Raw genomic sequence first — 19,275 nt, forward strand, 5'->3', positions numbered from 1 at the left:
TCGCTTGATTAAAGCTTGGTTATACGAGGACCAATTGGTTGTACGGTAGATTTTAGGTGCAGGCTTCTTCATCTGGAAATTATATTGCTGAAGAAGCCTTCAAGAATAGCTTTGTGCAACAAAGCCATTATGCATTAGTTTACATAAAAAACCGCCTCACGGCGGTTTCAATTGTTCAAATATTACATCTGTAAAACATAACCCAAAACTAAAAACACCAACTGCAAACACACGACTGCACCAAAAAGCTTCCAGCCCTTTCTACGCAACGCAGACTTATCCACTGCCGAATATTCCACTGTTTTAATCATGTCATCACCTCATCATGAGTGTTGATACTGAACTCGTTTAGTTATCCATCTTTCTTTTATCTTGCTATCTTTTATCTTGCTATCTTTTATCTTGCATAGTTATTGTGCATAAAATACACACTAGCATGATTCCACAAATATAAAAGCAAAATCTAAACCAAGTTCAGCGGGAGAAATAAAATTTAAAAACCAACAAAAAACCACCCGTAGGTGGTTAAAAATCGAAAGCGATTATATGTGTAAAAACAAGCATTCACAATAATTAATATATCTTTTGGTAAATTTTAACCATAAAAAAGCCACCCGAAGGCGGCTCTTTTCTATGATTCATCTATCTAAGATTAACCAATAAATTTACGTGCATTACGGAACATACGTAACCAAGCACCGTCTTGATCCCAATCTTCTGGTTTCCACGAATGCTGAATCGCACGGAAGTTACGTTCAGGGTGCGGCATCATAATCGTTGCACGGCCGTCTTTAGACGTTACACCTGAAATCGCTTCTGGCGAACCATTCGGGTTCATTGGGTAATGCTGCGTTGGGTTGCCTTGGCTATCTACATAACGCAAGATCACTTGATCGCCTGCATTCAATGCTGCAATGTTTTCCGCGCTAGCAACTACACGACCTTCACCATGTGCAACAGCGATAGGAAGAATCGAACCTTCCATACCTTCTAACAATACAGAATTTGATTTTTCAACGCGTACGTTAACTGCACGAGCTTCAAACATCTCTGAAGTATTGCGGTGGAAACGAGGCCAAGCTTCTGCGCCAGGAATAAGCGGTGCAAGCTGAGACAACATTTGGCAGCCGTTACAGATACCTAGAGAGAATGTTTCATCACGGTTGAAGAATTTCTCAAATTGGTCACGAAGTTTAGGATTGAACAATACAGATTTAGCCCAACCGCCGCCTGCACCCAATACGTCACCGTAAGAGAAACCGCCACATGCCACTAAGCCTTCAAAGTCATCAAGACTGATACGGCCAGCAAGCAAGTCGCTCATGTGTACGTCAACAGTGTTGAAGCCGACTTTATCGAATGCAGCAGCCATTTCTACATGACCGTTTACACCTTGTTCACGCAGAATCACCATGTTTGGACGGCGTTCATTGATGTACGGTGCTTCGATTGGCTCGTTCAAATCAAATGTTGGTTTTGCAATTAAACCTGCATGTGATTTGTCCGCGATTAACGCATATTCTTGATCCGCAGTTTCTACGTTGTCACGCAGACGTTGGATTTGATGTGACACTTCAGTCCATGCTTGCTGTAATTCAGCACGGTCTAAGCTCAAACCATTTACAGTTAAAGTATCTGTATCGTTTACAGTACCTACCACTGCAATTGCATCGCGCAATGAAGACGCTGCAACTTCAGCTTCTAATGCAGCCCAATCCGCTTTGCTGATTTGAAGCACTGCACCAATTTCTTCAGCAAACAAGCTTGCAGTTGATTGATCCTCAAGTGCTGCACCTAAGCGCGAAGCAAACATCATTTCTGCAACAGTTGCCAATAGACCGCCATCACCGATGTCATGGTAAGCCTTGATTAGACCACGGTTGTTCCAATCTTGAACCAATGCAAAGAATGCTTTGAAGTCATCGAAGCTGTCTACGTCAGGTGTTACAGAACCGATTGCTTTATAAACCTGAGCAAGGATCGAACCGCCAAGACGGAATTGACCTTTAGAAAGATCGATACGTACCAGTACAGACTCGATATTTTTAAGTTCAGGTGTCAATGTTTTGCGAACATCAGTCACAGGTGCAAATGCTGTGATTACGCCTGACATTGGAGAAGTCACAGATTTATCTTCGCCTTCGTCATTCCACGTTGTACGCATAGACAATGAGTCTTTACCAACAGGAATTGCGATACCTAATGCAGGACACATTTCCATACCGATGGCTTTAACACCTTCGAATAACGCTTGGTCTTCACCTTGTTGACCTGCAGCAGCCATCCAGTTTGCAGATAATTTGATGTCGCTGATCTGGTCGATTTTTGCAGACATAATGTTTGAAATCGATTCTGCTACAGATAAACGTGCAGAAGCAGCAGGATTTAACAACGCAACTGGTGGACGCTCACCCATTGCCATCGCTTCACCTGTATAACCAACAAGGCTCGTCGTTGTAACCGCAGCGTCAGCTACAGGCACTTGCCACTTACCTACGAACTGATCACGTGCAACCATACCTGTAATCGAACGGTCACCAATAGTGATCAAGAACGATTTAGATGCAACAGTTGGGTTTTTAAGAACGCGGTAAATCGCATCTTTCAAATCTGTGACTGTTTCAGCAGTGAAGTCATCGCCTTTACGTTCAATCGTTTCGTATGAACGTCTCATACGCGGTGTACCGCCAAGCATCACTTGCATTGGCATATCCACAGCTTTGTTTTCAAACAATGGATCGTTCACTGTCAATTGACGCGCTTCAGTTGCTTCACCTAATACAGCGAATGGGCAGCGTTCACGTGCACACAGTGATTCAAATAATTCTAATGAGCTTGGACGAATCGCCAATACATAACGCTCTTGCGCTTCGTTCGACCAGATCTCCATTGGAGACATGCCTTTTTCCAATGATGGAATTTTACGAAGATCAAGAATTGCACCTAACTCATGGTCGTTCACAAGTTCAGGCATTGCATTTGAGATACCGCCCGCACCCACATCATGTACAGACACGATTGGGTTATGGTCTTCCATGCGCCAGCAAGCATCGATGACTTCTTGGCAACGGCGTTCCATTTCTGGGTTTTCACGCTGTACAGAAGCGAAGTCTAGGTTTTCACCTAACTTACCGCTGTCTACAGAAGACGCAGCACCACCGCCAAGACCGATTAGCATTGCTGGACCGCCAAGTACGATTAAAAGATCGCCCGGTTGGATTGCATCTTTTTCAACGTGGTCAGGACGGATGTTACCGTAACCGCCAGCAATCATAATTGGTTTATGGAAGCCTTTTACGTCGCCATTTACATTTTGTTCAAATGTACGGAAGTAACCATTTAAAGCAGGACGACCGAATTCGTTGTTAAACGCAGCGCCACCCAATGGACCTTCAATCATAATTTGAAGCGGAGATGCCATACGAGACGGCTTGCCGTAGTTTTCTTCCCAAGGCTGTTCAAAGCCAGGAATGTTCAAGTTAGAAACAGTGAAACCTGTTAAACCTGCTTTTGGCTTACCGCCACGGCCAGTTGCGCCTTCATCACGGATTTCACCGCCTGAACCTGTCGCAGCACCCGCAAATGGCGCAATTGCTGTCGGATGGTTATGCGTTTCCACCTTCATTAAGATGTGAGCAGCTTGGCTCTTATATTTGTAAACGTGCTGACCTGTTTCTTCGTCTTTTTTCGGATAGAAACGTTGAGTGTCAAAGCCCACGATCACTGATGCGTTGTCTTTATATGCAGACAAAACGTCATCTGGAGATTCTTTATACGTGTTTTTAATCATTTGGAACAATGACAATGGCTGAACTTCGCCATCAATTGTCCATTCTGAACCAAAGATTTTATGACGGCAGTGCTCAGAGTTTGCTTGAGCAAACATCATCAATTCGATGTCATGCGGGTTACGGCCAAGCTTGTTAAACGCTGCAACTAAATAATCAATTTCTTCGTCAGATAGTGCAAAACCAAATTCAGAGTTTGCTTTCACTAAAGCGTCTTTGCCTTGACCTAAAATATCAATTGCATTTAACGGCTTTGGTTCAGTTTCAGAGAACAGCGCAGTCGCTTCTTCAATTTGATTGAAAACACTTTCGGTCATGCGGTCATGTAATGCTAGTTTTACTTCATCAGAAACAGCATTTACGCCCTTCAAAGTAAATAAAACACCGCGTTCAAGGCGATGAACCGGTGTATTACAGTTGGCGAAAATGTCTGTTGCCTTCGACGACCACGGAGAGATTGTCCCAACGCGTGGCGTCACTAATATTTGGACTTCATCACTTGCTGGCTGGCGCAATTCAAAAGATTGACCATCATTAAGCAGCTGTAAAGCAGATTGCTGTTGCTGTTCGCTTAGCGCTTGGTCAAATAGATAGACCAATTGGCTTTCAATTTCTTGAACAGAACTAATCGAAGATAGACGTGTTAATAGTTGCGTTTTCTTAAAAGAAGAGTGTGCTGGTGCACCGGCCACGATAAACATGCTGATTTTGGCTCCACGGGCTGGTCTTTTGAACCAAGCCGCAATGTGACTTGAAGAGAGCGCATATTCTACTGTGTATTGGTGAAATCAGCTAGATGGGAAAAGCATTTTCTGTTCGAGAATGGCACAAGATTTTTTAAATTTTGTTTTTATTTTCAGTCAAAAAGATTGAATACAGCAGCGCAGCTTAGCACAAAATAAATTGTAAAAAACATTAATCGAAAATTAATATCAAATTTAGAATTTTGAGGTTTTCAAGGCGACATTCCCAATCGGTTTGAATCAGCGAATAGTCTGGCCAATGAATAATATTTATCTTAAAAACACCCTACCTTAATACGAATAACTCTATACCTCCACCGATACCCTTAAATAAAGTGTCAAGCTATGACGCGACCCACTATTACTTTAGTCACAAGTTTGGCATCATAGTTTTTAGTAAATAACTGAATAATGATAAATGACTCAAATGCGTTGGCTTGAACTGCTTTCTACAGTTCGTATTGGTAGTAATAAACATAGCTCTGAACAGGCACGTAGCCCTTTCCACAAAGACTACGACCGCATTATTTTTTCGCAAAGCTTTCGACAATTAAACCGCAAGACCCAAGTCCATCCCCTCACCCAACATGATGGCATTCATACTCGCCTGACGCACTCTTTAGAAGTGTCTTGTATTGGACGTTCATTGGGGATGCTCGCGGCTGAAAAAATTAAAGATGAACTCCCGATGTGGATTTCACCTGCCGATGTCGGTGCAATTATTCAAGCTGCGTGCTTGGCACACGATATTGGTAATCCACCTTTTGGCCATGCAGGTGAATATGCTATTCGAGAATGGTTTGATGATGCATCACACACCAACTTTTTACAGGACTTAAGCCCTGAAGAAGAAGCCGACGTGAGACAGTTCGAAGGCAATGCCCAAGGTTTACGTTTACTGACTAAAATTGATTATCATCCGAATGATGGTGGTATGCGTTTAACCTATGCAACTTTAGGTGCATATTTAAAATACCCGTGGCTTTCAAAAACCATTGCATCGCAAGGCAATAAACCTGCAAGCCAACGGGCTAAATTTGGCTGCTATCAGGCAGAAAAAGAAATCTTGCAGCAAATTGCAGAGCAACTCGGTTTAATTCAACTGGGCGAATATCACTACTGTCGTCATCCGTTGACCTATTTGCTTGAAGCCGCAGATGACATTTGTTATGCCTTAATTGACCTTGAAGATGGCATTATCCTCAACATGTTGAACTATAACGAAGTTGAGCCAATTTTCCTTGATCTGGTCGGTGACTATGGCATACCTGCCGAATTGGCGATGACTGATACCACTTGGCAACAAAAAATAGCTGCATTACGTGGTCGTGTGATGAAACGTCTAGTCGAAGAAGTCACGACAGCCTTCGCCCGCCATCATCATGAAATTTTGTCAGGTCAACTTAAAGGCAGTTTATTGCAATATTGCAGTGAAGATATTGAGCGTGGAATTAACCGAGCAAAAGAATTAGCCCGCGATAAAATTTTTGAACATCCACAAAAAGCCGGCTTAGAGATTATTGCGCATCAAAGTCTACAAAATATTTTAGATGCCTTTATTCCTCTAACTACGCCAAATAAAACTTTGAGTTTTAAAGAACAACGACTGATGTCCATTCTTCACCGTTCGGGGGCACATTTTGGGCCGTTGCATTATGAAAACATCATGCAAGTATTGGATATTATCTCTAAATTTTCAGACCATCAGGCTTATAACCTTGCACAAGAACTTCAAGGCAATAAAGTTGGTTTCTTTTAAACCTGAAAAAATGTGAAGGCTAGTAATTCGCTGGCCTTCACGCTAATCTCGCAACAAATTGAAATTGAGCAAATGGCTCAGACTAAACTGAAATAAAGTGAATAAATGACATGATCGGATGTTTAATTGGCGAAGTGCTGGCATTGGAAGCACCAACAGTATTACTCAATGTAAATGGTGTGGGCTATGAGATTGACACCCCACTTTCTACATTTTGCCAACTACAAAAAGGTCAAAAAATTACCCTGTGGACACATCTAGCTGTTCGTGAAGATGCACAACTGCTGTATGGATTTAGCAATGCTCAAGAAAAACTGATTTTTCGCACACTTTTAAAAGTTAACGGCGTAGGCCCTAAAATGGCACTGGGCATTTTATCAACATTAAGTGTTGAAATGCTGATTCACACGGTTGAACATGAAGATGTAAACACTTTAGTCAAAGTTCCGGGTGTAGGCAAAAAGACCGCTGAACGCCTCATGATTGAGTTACGTGATCGCTTTAAAGCCATGGCTTCAGGGACTGCACCAACCAATTCAACTGTTGAACAAATTCAATTTACAGGCAACTCTGCCGTTGCCGAAGCTGAGGCGGCATTGCAATCATTAGGTTACAAGCCAATTGAAGCACAAAAGCTAATTAATGCCGTCAAAGCTGATTATACTGAAGCCAGCGACATTATCCGTGCAGCACTTAAGTCGATGAATAAATAATTCAAATAGACATACCAATACACCTAAATTGTATACACGAAGGCGACATGGATGTCGCCATGTTGGATTGGGATATAAGGATATATCCTCAATCCAACACAAGATTTTTGTTACTTTTGATCTTTCAAAAGTAAAGCAATGCCTACACAATGGCACCTTAACACAAATCACAACTTGAGGCTGTGCCTCGAAAGTTCAGCCAGAGATTGATTTAATTATATGCAAGACCGTCTTATCAGTGGTTCAGAAAAACCCGAAGACCACTTCGACCGCGCCATCCGCCCAACTTCCCTTGATGACTACATCGGGCAGCCTGTCGTCCGTGAACAAATGGAAATCTTTATCGGTGCTGCGCGTGGCCGTGAAGAAGCGCTGGATCACACCCTGATCTTTGGCCCACCGGGTTTAGGAAAAACCACACTAGCCAATATTATTGCGCGTGAAATGGGCGGCAACTTAAAATCGACATCAGGCCCAGTCCTTGAGCGTGCAGGCGATTTGGCTGCGATGCTAACCAACCTCGAAGAAGGTGATGTTTTATTTATTGATGAGATCCATCGTCTTTCACCGGTCATCGAGGAAATTCTCTATCCAGCGATGGAGGATTACCAACTCGACATCATGATTGGTGAAGGCCCTGCTGCCCGTTCGATCAAACTGGATTTACCACCCTTCACTCTTGTTGCAGCGACGACTCGTGCAGGCCTACTGACCTCTCCTTTACGTGACCGTTTTGGTATCGTACAACGCTTAGAGTTTTATTCTGTCAAAGACTTAACGCATATTGTGACTCGATCTGCAAACTTGATGGATGTACCCATGACTGCCGAAGGCGCACAGGAAGTTGCACGCCGTGCTCGTGGGACACCTCGTATTGCAAACCGTTTATTACGCCGAGTCCGTGATTATGCGCAAGTTAAAGGTACGGGTGAAGTAACCCAAGAGATGGCTCAACGTGCTTTGGACATGCTGAATGTCGATAAAGATGGTTTAGATACGCTAGACCGCCGTTATTTATCAATGCTACTAGAGCGTTTTGATGGTGGCCCTGCAGGCGTAGAAGCTTTAGCTGCTGCTATGGCAGAAGACTCAGGGACGCTAGAAGATGTGATCGAGCCTTACCTCATTCAGCAAGGCTATGTCATGCGTACTGCACGTGGACGTATTGCCACCAATATGGCGTATTTACAGTTTGGGATGACACCACCAGAGCCGAAAGATAAGTAAACGATAATTCACTGAACGACTTCAGGGAGTTAAATGCTCCCTGCATGTTTATTTAAATTTTTAAAATAAATTCAAGCCACTACAAACAATAGACTAAAATGATAAATCTTGAGAATAGAATAATTAACAAAATTAATAGCGACTACATTCAAAACCTACCATTAGACAGTGCCATTGAACACATTCCCAGAGAACAACCTATCAGTTCATTTAGCCCAAAACAAATGAGTGATTTTGAAAGCTTATTCCACACCGAATACAATTATTTTATCACTGTCGAATGTGAAAACATTCTTAGCAAAGAAACCATAGAAGTAAGTGAAGATAATATCTTAACTATTAAACAATCGCCTTCTGCATATCGTATAAAAAACCTGAGCTTCAACTATACTTCTGCCCTCATTTTTATTGGGACGTACTATCACGACGACGTACAAGCTTTGGTCAAGGAAAACTTTAAGCCAGCAAAAATTAATACGTTGTATTTCAGCTTCTCATTCTTTACTTTAGTCATACTCGTTTATGTGTTTTTCTGGATAGATCTACCTAATAAACTTTTACTCATGTTAGTTATTGGCCTTGGCTTTTGCTGCTTAACGTATATGTATGAATCTTTAAAAGCATTACTCCCAAAGCAACAGAAAAAGAAAATGGAAGAAACTCACTTTCATATTGCGGGATATTTAGCAGCTCATCTACAGGATTTTGTCGATACAAAATTTAAATTAGATGAACAAACAAATTAAAAGCAGTCTCTTTTTTAATCAATAATTACAACTACGGAAGTTAAAGATTTACGTGAGTTGAAACCTTGTGCCATTGGACTGATGACTCACGGTGCTAAACTGCCCGTCATTGAAGCACTTGACGAATCATTGAATTATCGCCATTTTTAAATGCTCTAATTCTATGCTGAAGTGCAGAACAATATTTTTCAGATTTTATAAAGACGGAACACTCTCATGGCGAATAAATTCGAATTCAACATTCGTGTATATATTGAAGATACAGATGCAGGTGGCATTGTTTACCACGCAAATCATATTCGCTTTATGGAGCGTACCCGCACAGAATGGCTACGCGCTTCAGGTGTAGACCATTATTGGCATCAAAAAGATTACAACTTTGTCGTTCATAAAATTAATGTGAAATATTCACGCCCTATATTAATGGATGACCTGATTACTGTTACAGCAAGTGTAGTTTCGTGTAAGGCTACGTCATTTGTGTTGCAACAAAATATTTATCGTGGTGATATTATGCTGGCATCAGGTGAGGTAGAATTGGCATGTATCAGTGCAGAGATGAGACCCCGTCGCCTTCCTGATGAAATACGTGAACTGATTCTGAAAGAATTGGAACAAGATTAAAAAAATTATTTGGCACATGTAGTAACTATGGCAACTCAACTAGAATCAACACTCAAAGTTTCAGACCTCATCTTACAAGCAAGTCCTGTCGTACAACTGGTAATGCTCCTGCTGCTCTTAGCTTCGTTATTCAGTTGGTATCTGATTGCCAAGTTACACATGAGTTATAAAAAAGCGCAGGCTGACGATGAACATTTCCAAAAAATCTTTTGGTCTGGCGCCGAACTCAATACTTTATACAACAATGCTCAGCTCAACTCGAAACGTGTTGGCCTTGAAGATGTTTTCTATCAAGGTTTAGGCGAGTTTTTCAAACTTAAAAAACGTAATGCCAGCGCAGAACAATCAATTGAAGGTACAGAACGTATTCTTCGTGTGGGTTTAAGCCGTGACCAAGGACATTTAGAAAATGGTTTAGGCGCGCTTGCGAGTATTGGCTCGGTTGCACCCTATGTCGGTTTATTCGGTACCGTTTGGGGCATTATGAACGCCTTTATTGGTTTAGCAGATGTTGACCAAGTCACCCTTGCTACGGTTGCTCCTGGTATTGCAGAGGCATTGATTGCAACGGCCATTGGTCTTTTTGCGGCAATTCCTGCTGTACTAGCATTTAACCATTTTACAGCCAAAGGTGAAGCCGTTTATAACGATCGTGCGCTTTTTGCCGAAGAAATGGTTGCGTTATTACAACGCCAGTCTGTAGGTTCAACTCAGGACAATGACTAATGGCTATTCAACGTTCTGGACGCTTTGAGCGCATCAAAAAACCATTAAAAAGTGACATGAACGTCGTACCATATATTGATGTCATGTTAGTTCTTTTGGTGATTTTCATGGTCACTGCACCTATGATCACCACAGGTGTCAAAGTCGACTTACCACAGGCAAATGGCACGCCTATGCAAGCGGAAGATAGTAGAGCGATTGTTACACTGAAAGCAGATGGCACGATCACTCTCGAAGATAAAAATCATCAAGATGATGTACTCACACTCGATGAACTTAAATCTGTTTTAACGGCCTCGCAAAATGAAGCGAGCGAACAGAAAAAGCAAATGAGTGTCCTGATTAACGGCAGTGAATCTCGTCCTTATGGTGAAGTCATGAAACTCATGTCTGCCCTTCAAGATGCAGGTTTAACACAAGTAGGTTTACTGACTGAGCCATTAAAATAATTTATGAAAGATTTCAACAAGCCGCCTTTTAAACAAAAAGCCGTTGCGATTGGTTTCACACTAGGTGTGCATATCGTCGCTGTGGTTGGCTTACTTTATCTTGGCATGAGTAAACCACCTGAGCCCCCTAAAAAAATAACCACTGTTTTGGTAAAACCGGAAGATTTAAAACCTGTAACACGTGAAGTCACAGAGTTTGATGAAACCGCGCATGAAAATGTAGCTAAACAAATAACGCAAACAGCCGAACCTAGCGTTGAACCAGCACCCGAGATTCCAACGGCTGCACCGCCTAAGCCAGCAGAACCACCTAAGGCAGATCCACAGATTGCTGCCCAACAAGCACTCGCAGCGGCAAAAGCACAGCAACTTGCAGAACAAAAAGCTGCGGACAGTGCGATGCGTGCTCAAGAACAAGCTAAAGCGGCTGAAGCTGCAAAACTAAAAGCGCAACAAGAAGCCAAAGCGGATGCGGCTAAGGCAAAAGCAGATGCTACGGCGAAAGCCAATGCTGACGCAGCAAAACGTAAAGCAGATGCTGATGCAAAAGCCAAGGCTGAAAAAATCCGTGCCGATGCATTAAGAAAAGCAGAAGCTGACAAAGCCAAAGCTGCAGCAACGGCAAAAGCCAATGCAGATGCAAAAGCCAAGGCCAATGCAGATGCGGCGAAACGTAAAGCAGACGCCGATGCCAAAGCTAAAGCCAATGCGGAAGCTGCAAAACGTAAAGCTGATGCTGATGCCAAAGCTAAAGCCAATGCAGAAGCTGCAAAACGTAAAGCTGATGCTGATGCGAAAGCCAAGGCCAATGCAGATGCGGCAAAACGTAAAGCAGATGCTGATGCAAAAGCTAAGGCCAATGCAGAAGCTGCAAAACGTAAAGCAGATGCTGATGCCAAAGCTAAGGCTGATGCAAAGGCAAAAGCCGATGCCGAAGCACGCGAACGTGCAGCCGAAGAAGCCAAAGCTTCATCTGCAAAAAAAGCAGCTGAAGAAGCTGCACAGAAAAAAGCTGAAGCGAAGAAAATTGCTTCAACAGCAAAACGTGATTTTGAAAATAAAATCCGTCGTGCGTGGGATACACCTTCAGACTCTGCGGGTAAAACGGCGACTGCTCGCGTTACCCTTACGGAAGGTGGTTCAGTTCGGTCAGTGATTGTGAACTCAAGTGATCCTGATATGAAAGCCAGTATTGAGGCTGCTGTTCGAGCTGCTGCACCATACCCAATGCCGAGTGACCCAGATGCAAAACGTGAAGCTCAAAGTTTTACGTCCACCTTCAAGTCATCACGTTAATTTTTAAATCCCTGCAAACCTTGTGGGGATTTTTCATTTACTTATATACTGAATTATATAACATGAAAACATTATTATTATTTTCGACACTAACACTCCTAGGCTCTCAATCATTCGCCGAAAATCGTTCAATTTACATCCCCTCTTCGACCATGCCTGACCATATTCCACCTGAACAATTTAATGCTTTGCTGATGGATCATGCTAAAACAACTCAACCTGAGAAATCAGTACAGGACGTAAAAAAGCCTCTTAAACCCATTTCACATGCTCTAAATGAAGAAGATGCAAAGAAAAAAGCGGAAGCCAAGAAAATCGCTTCAACAGCTAAACGTGATTTTGAACATAAAATCAAACGTGCTTGGGATACACCACCTGGCTCTAGCGGTAAAACGGCCATTGCTCGCGTGATTTTATCTAAAACAGGTGCTGTCCAAGCAGTCATCGTAAGCTCCAGTGATCCTGATATGAAAGCCAGTATTGAGGCTGCAGTTCGTGCTGCTGCACCATATCCGATGCCTAGCGACCCAGATGCTAGACGTGAAGCACAAAGTTTTACCTCTACATTTAGATCTTCAAATTAAGTTTGATAAATCCGTGCATTGCTTGCGGGGATTTTTTTGTGGTTAAGCAATGAATCACCCCATACCCATTTTTTCTTATCTTCAATAGATCAAGTTTCATCGCTGGTATGATGTTTATTTTTAAGCTTCTACATCCATCCCCCCAGTTCCCCCCCTTTCCTAAAATGAATACTCAATCGATTGTACCTGTGTGTTTCAATACTTGAGCTTTTATAAAGCTCTAGCCCCGACTAATTGATCCATTCTTGTCTTCGTTCTATATAACGCCGTGTATGTGGGACTCAGCAACATCAAGTATTACTAAAATTTTCTAAACACTTGATTCAAAAATAGAATGTTATAACTAAAGAATTATCATTTTCATTCCAAAATGTGATGTTGTGTTCATGATTTTTAAGCTAGACTTGACGAAACTCGGATAAAATCTCTGCATTTTTCACAGTGTTATAACAGTTCAGTCATATTTTCATGCTTTTAATATCCCAAAATCATGCCATTATGTGACACAACCAAATACAGACAATAACTCACATTTTTAGAGTAATTAGCGAATGATGGAAATGACGCGTAAACATCTTCTTTGCTTAGCCGTATTCACTGCTTTGAGCCCAGTTTTAGTGACTCAAACGCATGCGCAGCTTCACCTCGAAATCACTAAAGCTCCTGAAGAAGCACCTAAAATTGCGATCGTGCCTTTTAGTAATGACTCAAATATTTATCCAGTGGTTGAAAATGACTTGAACCGCTCAGGTAAATTTACCAGTGCCTCTAAAAACTTACCTGCAACTGCAACAATAAATTCACCTAATGCAGAAGCATGGAAAGCTGCGGGCGTATCCTATGTCGTGACAGGCACATCAAAAACAACGGCTGATGGCTCTTATGAAATTCACTACCAACTGTATGATGTTGAAAAAAAACAATACCTGTTAAATGAACTACTCACTGTACCTGCTTCACGTTATCGTCAAGCAGCGCATATGATCAGTGATGCAATCTATCAAGCTTTAACTGGCATTCCAGGTGACTTCAGCGGCCGTATTGCCTATGTATTGCGTAATGCAGCAACACCAGATCAGCGCTATACCCTACAAATTGCAGATACGGATGGTGAACAACCCCGTACCATTTTGACTTCACGTGATCCAATCTTGTCCCCTGCATGGACGCCTGATGCGAAAAAGCTAGCCTATGTTTCATTTGAAACCAAACGCCCTGCGATTTACATCCAAGATTTAGCAAGTGGTAACCGTGAAAAAGTAGCAAGTTTCCGTGGCCTGAATGGTGCACCAAGCTTCTCACCTGATGGTAAATCAATGTTATTTACCGCATCGATGCATGGCAATCCTGAAATCTATCAAATGGATTTACAGACTCGCCAATTAAAACGCATGACCAATGACACAGCGATTGATACAGAAGCACGTTATGCACCTGACGGTAAATCATTTATTTTTACCTCTGACCGTGGTGGCTCTCCACAAATTTACACCTACAACTTAAGTGCTGAAAGTGTCAAACGCTTGACTTTCCGTGGCGCTTTCAATGCACGTGGTACGTTAAGTGCGGACGGTAAAAAATTAGCTTTGGTACATCGTCCTAGCGGTAGTAACTATAAAGTTGCGGTTCAAGACATTGGTTCTGGTGTAACCAATATTTTAACACCAACAAGTTTAGATGAATCCCCAAGCTTCTCACCAAATGGTCAAATGGTGGTGTATGCAACCCGTGAAGCAAACCGTGGTTTGCTCTCGATCATGTCTTTAGATGGCCGTTTCCGCATGAACTTACCAAGTGAACAAGGTGAAGTTCGTGAGCCAGCTTGGGCACCGAAATAAACACTGCATGATTTATTCAACAATAACTTTTTAATGAAACATCATAAATAACCGTCATGGAGATTAATATGAAAGCAATGAAACTGATTGCATTACCTGTTTTAGCTACAGCATTAGTAATGACTGGTTGTGCCAGCCGTAAACCTGCAGCAGATGTACAAGCAGGACAAAACCCAAATGGCTCAACCACTGTAAACACTTCAGGTTTAAGTGAAGATGCAGCACTCAATGCACAAAACCTTGCGGGTGCATCATCGAAAGGTGTAACTGAAGCGAATAAAGCATTTTTAGCGAAGCGCGTAGTACACTTTGACTACGACAGTACAGAGCTTAGCAATGAAGACTTACAAACCCTTCAAGCTCATGCACAGTTCCTTGTTGCTAATGCAAACTCACGCGTTGCTTTAACAGGTCACACCGATGAACGTGGTACTCGTGAATACAACATGGCACTTGGTGAACGTCGTGCCAAAGCTGTTGAAAGCTTCCTGATTACAACAGGCGTAAGTCCAAATCAGCTTGAAGCAGTTAGCTATGGTAAAGAAATGCCAATCAATCCGGGTCATGATGAAAATGCATGGAAAGAAAACCGCCGTGTAGAAATTAACTACGAAGCGGTTCCTCCACTACTTAAATAAGACTTGAATAAGACTTGAATAAGACTTGAATAAGTCTGAGCTAAAAAAGCACTCATTAATGAGTGCTTTTTTGATTTAACCTATATCATTTAATTTATATCGTTTCATTTGCACCGTTCTATTGCAATGTTCTTTGCTTTAGCTCAATTTAGCCCTTTAACTCAGGATAAATTCGATTAGCGGCTTTAGAACATAAAAAATAATCAATTAAAATGCAAATGAACGACTTTTAAAACGAGATCCTTAGCTTTACCAACTAGAAAATCACCGTAACAATCCAAATCATTACGCTTCTGCTTCTGGATGTTCAGCATTTTCTTTTTCTGTTTGCATCGACTCAATGAGATCATGTTTATTGAACTTTTTATACTCTGCTTTTGCTTCGTAACTGCTCCAAGCAGCTTTTACGGTATCCGCAGAAATATCGTCTAAATTCAATCCCTCAGTTGCAGTCGGAGTCGCATCAAATTTTTGTGTGGTCATTGTTGTGCTCCCTGTCTTTCGATTTATACATTAGATTCAACATAGCATGTTATTCAGGACTTGCAAGGGTAAAATCACGACAAATAGTCTAGTTTAATTTTTCTTTTCCTTCGTTCTCATCTAAAATGTTGCACAATCACATTTTTATCATTTTTGATAAATTAATATTTGGAGTTTTCCGGTTATGTCAAATCTCACCCTTTCCCAATTTCTACAACAACAAAGTGGTAATCTTACTCCTGCATTAGCACAAGTTATTGAAACAATTGGTAATACATGCAAAGACATCGACCTTCTTTTACAAAAAGGTGCTTTGGCTGGTGTATTGGGTAGCGCGCAACACGAAAACGTTCAAGGTGAAGAACAAAAGAAACTTGATGTCATTTCAAATGATTACCTCATCGATGCATTAAAAGTTCATCCACATGTCGGTGGTTTGGCATCTGAAGAATTAGATGAATTCACGCCAGCTCAAGAAAATGGCGATTATCTTGTTTTGTTCGACCCATTAGATGGTTCAAGCAACATCGATATCAACATGTGTGTTGGCACAATTTTCTCAATTCTTCCTGCAAAAAATGCCGTAACGCAAGCTGAAGATTTCATGCAAGCGGGTGTTAACCAAGCGGCTGCAGGTTATGTACTGTATGGCCCATCAACAATGATGGCTCTAACTGTCGGTGCTGGCGTAGTCTTCTTTACTTTTGATCCAGAAAGCAAAGAATTCTTATTAACTAAAGATGCGATTGCGGTTGCAGCAGACACTAAAGAGTATGCAATTAATGCATCGAACCAACGTCACTGGGAAGAACCTGTAAAACGTTATATCGACGAACTTCTTGCAGGTAAAACTGGCCCGCGTGAAAAAGACTTCAATATGCGTTGGGTCGCATGCATGGTGGGTGATATTCATCGTATTCTTTGCCGTAGCGGTATCTTCATGTATCCATACGACTTCAAAGATCCGAAAAAAGCAGGCCGTCTACGTTTAATGTACGAAGCAAACCCAATGAGTATGTTGATGGAACAAGCTGGCGGTGCTTCTACAACAGGCCGTGTCCGCATTCTAGACATCCAACCAACAGAACTTCATCAACGTGTTCCTGTGATTATTGGTTCTAAAAACGAAGTTGACCTAGTTACTTCATACCATAATTAATTTCTAATAACGAAAGTCAGTATTTTTGCTGACTTTCGTGGATATCTCCCTCATGGCTCTGATTTATCTCGAATCAAAAGACAACCCGAAAATTAAGCACCTCCGTGGCTTAATCGAACAAAATGCCTACCGTAAAAAACAAGGTCAAACTGTTTTGGAAGGCACACACTTGGTGTTGTCATGGTTAGACTCAAAACGTCCAATCAAATCGATTTTCACCACTGAACAAGCAATTAACCATGCTGATTTCGATCGCATTGCGGAACAATATCAAGGTGCGGTGTTCATTCTAAGTGAATCTTTATACAAAGATATCAGTACACTTGGAACATCTATTGCTTGCTTAGCGATTGTGGATTTACCAAGTTCAAGTGAAGCGCTTAACTTCAGTGAAGACACCTTAATTTTAGACAACATTCAAGACCCTGGTAATGTAGGTACCCTACTCCGTTCTGCTGCCGCAGCGGGTATTGAGCAAGTCGTTTGTACCAAAGGCTCTGCATCACTCTGGTCACCGCGTGTATTACGCGCAGGTATGGGCGCACATTTTTCATTAAATACCTTTGAAAATATTGCCCTTGAAGATATTTTGACGAAATTCAAAATTCCAGTGTATGCAACAAGCTCACATCAGTCTGAAAACCTATATAGCAAAAATTTGCGCAAACAATGTGTGTGGATTTTAGGCAATGAAGGTCAAGGTGTTTCTGAGTATGCATTACAACATGCAGAAGCCGTAGCGATTCCTCAACCGGGTGGTCAAGAATCACTAAACGTAGCCATTGCTGGCTCGATCTGTTTTTTTGAAATGGTACGTCAGCGTCAGTAAAATCGTTATTTTATTGTATTTAGCGCTTAAGCCTGAAAAAAATAGACTACACTAGAAAAAATAATAATTCTTTTTGTCAACCTAACCGTTATTTCCATCGTTATTTGTATATGAATATGGAAATAATGGTGGGTATCCGATGACAGGATTTTCCATCTCTATGGATTTAGTACCCAAAAAGTCCGAGACGCAAGACAGCAGTGTTTTAAAAAGCACGGCTGAGTCTCGCCTGAAAAACTTCATGAATGAAGTGACGGGGCGTGCTTTAGTAATGATGGAAAGTGCAACGCACGGTCAACATGGCATTGCCATGGACTTGGTGCAAGAAGCCTTTATTTCCTTACATAAAGCTTATGCTGAAAAGTCCACAGAGGAATGGTATCCCCTGTTTTACACCATTTTAAATAATAAGCTGCAAGATTGGCGTCGAAAGGAAGCACGTCGTTCGCAGCCGTTTTCCCTATTTAGAAAAGTCAGCCTAGATGACGACGATGTCGAAATACAGGATGTTGTAGATGAATCTACACCAAACCCTTTCGACTTTCTGGATCAGGCTGTCACTGCAGAGGAAATACAAGATGCTATCGCAGAACTTCCAGTCCGCCAGCAACAAGCATTTATGTTGCGAGCTTGGGAAGGCTTTGATACGCATACAACTGCAGAAATTATGAATTGTTCCGAAGGCAGTGTGAAAACACATTACCACCGTGCCATTCAAGGTTTACGTACCGCTTTGGCACATTTGAATCCACATATGGGAGGATCATCCGAATGAAACAAGATGATTTCTTAAAGCAAGTAACTTCCAAACTTGATGGACTCGCACAGCACCATAAAGACAAAGCAACTGTCATGAATAACGTGCTTGAAGATATTCATCAGCGCGAAACTTCTCGTTATGGTTTTTGGAAAATGTCTGGCTTTGCACTTGCAGCAGCAATTGCAGGTTTTGTCATTTTACCGAATGCGACTGTACTGGATGACAAACCACAAAATCAGGTGATTTCAACCCCTAAGCTCTCCCCTCAAATGGTGGAAGATCTTGAAATGTTGATGGTTCTGGGTGAGGACAAAGTTCCACATGGCAGCTAAAAAATTAGCAATTGCATTCTGTGCTTTTAGTTTTTTGCAAACCAGTTTTGCTGGCTTTGATCGCTTTTGGATATTTTCAAAAGATGCAGATACTCAAGTTAATGAAACTTGGGATTCGCTATCTGAAGCAGAACAACAGGCTTTAATTAAAAAGTATCAGGCTCTCAAAGAGATTCCTGCAGATCAACGTGTCAGCTTGCAACAGCGCATGGATTGGTTCACCCAACTTCCGGACAGTGAAAAGCAGCGTATGCGCGAAACATGGCAAAAAATGAGTACTTTAGAACGTAAAGAACTCGCGACACGTATGCAAAAAGCTAGTCCTGATGAAAGACCTGCTATTCGCGATGAGTATATCAATAAATATTTACAGCCTATCGCTATCGTTCACTAATCAAAAACAACAGTATGTTGTGAAAATCAAATCAATTACATTAGGGTCTGTTGACATTTGTTGATTAAAAAAATAGCGAGATAGTAAAATTAAATCGCCAAACCCAATTTTACACTCGCTATGCCTCGAACAATGCTAAATGATCAACACTGGTCCAAGTTACTTGCTATTTTCCGTCACTTTAATA

General features: G+C 41.6%; 18 protein-coding genes and 1 pseudogene. 16 read left to right on the top strand and 3 right to left on the bottom strand.

Features of this window, described 5'->3' with window-relative positions:
• Window positions 1–182: 182 nt before the first annotated feature.
• Window positions 183–311: a KGW motif small protein gene (locus tag FTT77_RS17520; protein ID WP_257223191.1), complete on the bottom strand. Its 129-nt coding sequence runs from the start codon at window positions 309–311 to the stop codon at window positions 183–185.
• 341 nt (window positions 312–652) lie between these two features.
• Entirely contained in the window at window positions 653–4,489 is a 3,837-nt protein-coding gene (gene purL / locus FTT77_RS15550) for a phosphoribosylformylglycinamidine synthase (protein ID WP_180109542.1), read from the bottom strand.
• A gap of 460 nt (window positions 4,490–4,949) precedes the next feature.
• Here purL and FTT77_RS15555 point away from each other — a divergent pair, with 460 nt between their 5' ends.
• The 11 genes and pseudogenes from FTT77_RS15555 to pal all read left to right on the top strand — a co-directional run bounded on the left by FTT77_RS15555 (window position 4,950) and on the right by pal (window position 15,131).
• Window positions 4,950–6,290 carry a deoxyguanosinetriphosphate triphosphohydrolase gene (locus tag FTT77_RS15555; protein WP_180009963.1) on the top strand — a complete coding sequence of 447 codons (1,341 nt, stop codon included), beginning with the start codon at window positions 4,950–4,952 and terminating at the stop codon, window positions 6,288–6,290.
• Between the two features lie 110 nt (window positions 6,291–6,400).
• A complete protein-coding gene (ruvA, locus tag FTT77_RS15560; RefSeq protein ID WP_180026954.1) occupies window positions 6,401–7,003 on the top strand; it encodes a Holliday junction branch migration protein RuvA in 603 nt (200 codons plus the stop codon).
• A gap of 219 nt (window positions 7,004–7,222) precedes the next feature.
• Window positions 7,223–8,230 (top strand): Holliday junction branch migration DNA helicase RuvB, encoded by a 1,008-nt coding sequence (gene ruvB, locus FTT77_RS15565; RefSeq protein WP_168378058.1) that lies wholly within the window; start codon window positions 7,223–7,225, stop codon window positions 8,228–8,230.
• A gap of 98 nt (window positions 8,231–8,328) precedes the next feature.
• A complete protein-coding gene (locus tag FTT77_RS15570; protein WP_180054940.1) occupies window positions 8,329–8,976 on the top strand; it encodes a hypothetical protein in 648 nt (215 codons plus the stop codon).
• A gap of 216 nt (window positions 8,977–9,192) precedes the next feature.
• Window positions 9,193–9,600, top strand: coding sequence for a tol-pal system-associated acyl-CoA thioesterase (gene ybgC / locus FTT77_RS15575; protein WP_067765246.1), 408 nt, complete (start codon window positions 9,193–9,195; stop codon window positions 9,598–9,600).
• A 27-nt stretch (window positions 9,601–9,627) separates the two neighbouring features.
• Window positions 9,628–10,326, top strand: a complete 699-nt coding sequence (gene tolQ, locus FTT77_RS15580) for a protein TolQ (RefSeq protein ID WP_078192037.1) — start codon at window positions 9,628–9,630, stop codon at window positions 10,324–10,326.
• Complete coding sequence (tolR, locus tag FTT77_RS15585) at window positions 10,326–10,775, top strand: protein TolR (protein ID WP_180021912.1); 450 nt, start codon at window positions 10,326–10,328, stop codon at window positions 10,773–10,775. The genes tolQ and tolR overlap by 1 nt, the downstream gene beginning before the upstream one ends.
• Before the next feature lie 3 nt (window positions 10,776–10,778).
• The gene (tolA, locus tag FTT77_RS15590; protein ID WP_180109541.1) at window positions 10,779–12,071 is read left to right on the top strand and encodes a cell envelope integrity protein TolA; all 1,293 of its coding nucleotides are present in this window, start codon (window positions 10,779–10,781) and stop codon (window positions 12,069–12,071) included.
• Window positions 12,072–12,349: 278 nt separating this feature from the next.
• Window positions 12,350–12,655 (top strand): annotated as a pseudogene (locus FTT77_RS15595) (cell envelope integrity protein TolA); the annotation flags it as partial.
• A gap of 554 nt (window positions 12,656–13,209) precedes the next feature.
• Window positions 13,210–14,493 carry a Tol-Pal system beta propeller repeat protein TolB gene (gene tolB, locus FTT77_RS15600; protein WP_180021973.1) on the top strand — a complete coding sequence of 428 codons (1,284 nt, stop codon included), beginning with the start codon at window positions 13,210–13,212 and terminating at the stop codon, window positions 14,491–14,493.
• A 68-nt stretch (window positions 14,494–14,561) separates the two neighbouring features.
• Window positions 14,562–15,131, top strand: a complete 570-nt coding sequence (pal, locus tag FTT77_RS15605) for a peptidoglycan-associated lipoprotein Pal (RefSeq protein ID WP_180109540.1) — start codon at window positions 14,562–14,564, stop codon at window positions 15,129–15,131.
• 285 nt (window positions 15,132–15,416) lie between these two features.
• Here the strand turns inward: pal and FTT77_RS15610 are convergent, their stop codons facing one another.
• Complete coding sequence (locus FTT77_RS15610) at window positions 15,417–15,614, bottom strand: NF038105 family protein (RefSeq protein ID WP_078190373.1); 198 nt, start codon at window positions 15,612–15,614, stop codon at window positions 15,417–15,419.
• Between the two features lie 184 nt (window positions 15,615–15,798).
• Between FTT77_RS15610 and FTT77_RS15615 the strand changes: the two genes are divergently transcribed.
• The 5 genes from FTT77_RS15615 (at window position 15,799) to FTT77_RS15635 (ending at window position 19,088) form a co-directional block, all read left to right on the top strand.
• The gene (locus FTT77_RS15615; protein ID WP_078192041.1) at window positions 15,799–16,773 is read left to right on the top strand and encodes a class 1 fructose-bisphosphatase; all 975 of its coding nucleotides are present in this window, start codon (window positions 15,799–15,801) and stop codon (window positions 16,771–16,773) included.
• Window positions 16,774–16,825: 52 nt separating this feature from the next.
• The gene (locus tag FTT77_RS15620; protein WP_078192042.1) at window positions 16,826–17,602 is read left to right on the top strand and encodes an RNA methyltransferase; all 777 of its coding nucleotides are present in this window, start codon (window positions 16,826–16,828) and stop codon (window positions 17,600–17,602) included.
• Window positions 17,603–17,762: 160 nt separating this feature from the next.
• Entirely contained in the window at window positions 17,763–18,377 is a 615-nt protein-coding gene (locus FTT77_RS15625; protein WP_180109539.1) for an RNA polymerase sigma factor, read from the top strand.
• On the top strand, window positions 18,374–18,694 hold the full coding sequence (locus FTT77_RS15630) for a hypothetical protein (RefSeq protein WP_078190377.1): 321 nt from the start codon (window positions 18,374–18,376) through the stop codon (window positions 18,692–18,694). Before FTT77_RS15625 ends, FTT77_RS15630 begins: the two co-directional genes overlap by 4 nt.
• The gene (locus FTT77_RS15635) at window positions 18,684–19,088 is read left to right on the top strand and encodes a DUF3106 domain-containing protein (protein ID WP_180105997.1); all 405 of its coding nucleotides are present in this window, start codon (window positions 18,684–18,686) and stop codon (window positions 19,086–19,088) included. The genes FTT77_RS15630 and FTT77_RS15635 overlap by 11 nt, the downstream gene beginning before the upstream one ends.
• The last annotated feature ends 187 nt before the right edge of the window (window positions 19,089–19,275 follow it).

The sequence above is a fragment of the Acinetobacter sp. YH01010 genome (genome assembly GCF_013420775.1).
In the GTDB taxonomy this organism is placed as follows: Bacteria; Pseudomonadota; Gammaproteobacteria; order Pseudomonadales; family Moraxellaceae; genus Acinetobacter; species Acinetobacter amyesii.

Coding starts and splice junctions, on each gene's coding strand:
- ybgC (WP_067765246.1), top strand. CDS start 9,193: ATGGCGAATAAATTCGAATTCAACATTCGTGTATATATTGAAGATACA.
- FTT77_RS15630 (WP_078190377.1), top strand. CDS start 18,374: ATGAAACAAGATGATTTCTTAAAGCAAGTAACTTCCAAACTTGATGGA.
- FTT77_RS15635 (WP_180105997.1), top strand. CDS start 18,684: ATGGCAGCTAAAAAATTAGCAATTGCATTCTGTGCTTTTAGTTTTTTG.
- FTT77_RS15570 (WP_180054940.1), top strand. CDS start 8,329: ATGATAAATCTTGAGAATAGAATAATTAACAAAATTAATAGCGACTAC.
- ruvA (WP_180026954.1), top strand. CDS start 6,401: ATGATCGGATGTTTAATTGGCGAAGTGCTGGCATTGGAAGCACCAACA.
- FTT77_RS15625 (WP_180109539.1), top strand. CDS start 17,763: ATGGATTTAGTACCCAAAAAGTCCGAGACGCAAGACAGCAGTGTTTTA.
- tolR (WP_180021912.1), top strand. CDS start 10,326: ATGGCTATTCAACGTTCTGGACGCTTTGAGCGCATCAAAAAACCATTA.
- FTT77_RS17520 (WP_257223191.1), bottom strand. CDS start 311: ATGATTAAAACAGTGGAATATTCGGCAGTGGATAAGTCTGCGTTGCGT.
- ruvB (WP_168378058.1), top strand. CDS start 7,223: ATGCAAGACCGTCTTATCAGTGGTTCAGAAAAACCCGAAGACCACTTC.
- tolQ (WP_078192037.1), top strand. CDS start 9,628: ATGGCAACTCAACTAGAATCAACACTCAAAGTTTCAGACCTCATCTTA.
- tolB (WP_180021973.1), top strand. CDS start 13,210: ATGGAAATGACGCGTAAACATCTTCTTTGCTTAGCCGTATTCACTGCT.
- purL (WP_180109542.1), bottom strand. CDS start 4,489: ATGTTTATCGTGGCCGGTGCACCAGCACACTCTTCTTTTAAGAAAACG.
- tolA (WP_180109541.1), top strand. CDS start 10,779: ATGAAAGATTTCAACAAGCCGCCTTTTAAACAAAAAGCCGTTGCGATT.
- FTT77_RS15615 (WP_078192041.1), top strand. CDS start 15,799: ATGTCAAATCTCACCCTTTCCCAATTTCTACAACAACAAAGTGGTAAT.
- FTT77_RS15610 (WP_078190373.1), bottom strand. CDS start 15,614: ATGACCACACAAAAATTTGATGCGACTCCGACTGCAACTGAGGGATTG.
- FTT77_RS15620 (WP_078192042.1), top strand. CDS start 16,826: ATGGCTCTGATTTATCTCGAATCAAAAGACAACCCGAAAATTAAGCAC.
- FTT77_RS15555 (WP_180009963.1), top strand. CDS start 4,950: ATGACTCAAATGCGTTGGCTTGAACTGCTTTCTACAGTTCGTATTGGT.
- pal (WP_180109540.1), top strand. CDS start 14,562: ATGAAAGCAATGAAACTGATTGCATTACCTGTTTTAGCTACAGCATTA.